This is a genomic window from Candidatus Hakubella thermalkaliphila, from assembly GCF_013281975.1.
Taxonomy (GTDB): Bacteria; Actinomycetota; Humimicrobiia; order Hakubellales; family Hakubellaceae; genus Hakubella; species Hakubella thermalkaliphila.
The window spans coordinates 1-1,012 of sequence record NZ_BLRZ01000314.1 but is presented as its reverse complement, the minus strand read 5'-3'; the positions used below and the strand labels follow the sequence as shown (position 1 = coordinate 1,012).

The window sequence follows — 1,012 nt, the reverse complement described above, 5'->3', positions numbered from 1 at the left end:
ATCCCAAGTGTTCGTCGAAAAGAAGAAACGAGGTGCAGTATGAAGCCTGATCCTTGGGCTGAGGGGAATCAGAGTTATGGGGATAACTGAATTCCATGGTTCTTTGGCAATCAGGGTGGAGAAGGACATTGACTTCGGCATCTGTCCCCACTGTGGCGTCCTCAGTCAGCAGGTCAATGACAGGCATGTTCATGAGGTCATAGACCGACCGGTCTTTGAACCTGGAATGAGTCTGCAGATTGTGAAGCGACGCTGGAAGTGCATCAATGACTTCTGCTGTGCGGTGACCTTCACTGAGGAGGTGGGAGGGCTGCCGAGAGGTTGTAAGCACACAGTGCTTTTCCAGAAGTATCTGTACCAATTGAGTCGGCATATAACGCTGAGTGGAGTAAAAAGGCATCTGGCTGAAGCCTATCGGTGTCCGGTGAGTGTGGTCAGTGTCTGCCGGGTGGCTCAGAATCATCTCACTGAGAAGATCAACCTGCCGACAAATGTAGAAACAGAATATATTGGTCTGGATGAATTCTCTAAAGGCAAAGGGCATGATTATGCAGTAGTGCTGGTGGACCTGGTTGAGCGCAAGGTGATCGATGTCGCCCCAGGAGGCAAGACCAAGAAGGCTGCCAGGGAGGTCCTGGCGAAGATTAATCCCCAGGGTGTCAAGGCCTGTGCCATTGATATGTGGCAACCATTCTACAACGCTTGCAGGGAGGTAATTCCGCAAGCTACAGTGGTTATCGACCGCTTCCATGTAGGGAAGACCGTTAATGAGGCTCTGGACAAGGTCCGGAGGAGAGTGCGGACTGATTTGAAGAGCAAGGAGAAGAAGGAGGCTCTTTTTAAGTACCGGAATCTCTTTTGGCTGGGAACCGAGACCCTCACTGAGAAGCAGGAGCGCCGGTTGTGGAATATTCTCTCCTGGGATGAGGGACTCTGTCGAGCCTATGAACTGAAGGAGGGTAAGCTTTCAGTAAACCCTGTTGCGACTAGGAAGTGCGGAGTTCCCGGCGGA

The 1,012-nt window shown here is 51.7% G+C and carries 1 protein-coding gene; it reads left to right on the top strand.

Annotated features, from left to right (window positions below; genetic code table 11):
- Window positions 1-76: 76 nt before the first annotated feature.
- Window positions 77-1,012, top strand: a 936-nt coding sequence (locus HW443_RS11825; RefSeq protein WP_176236398.1) for an ISL3 family transposase, incomplete at its 3' end; no start/stop codon positions are given.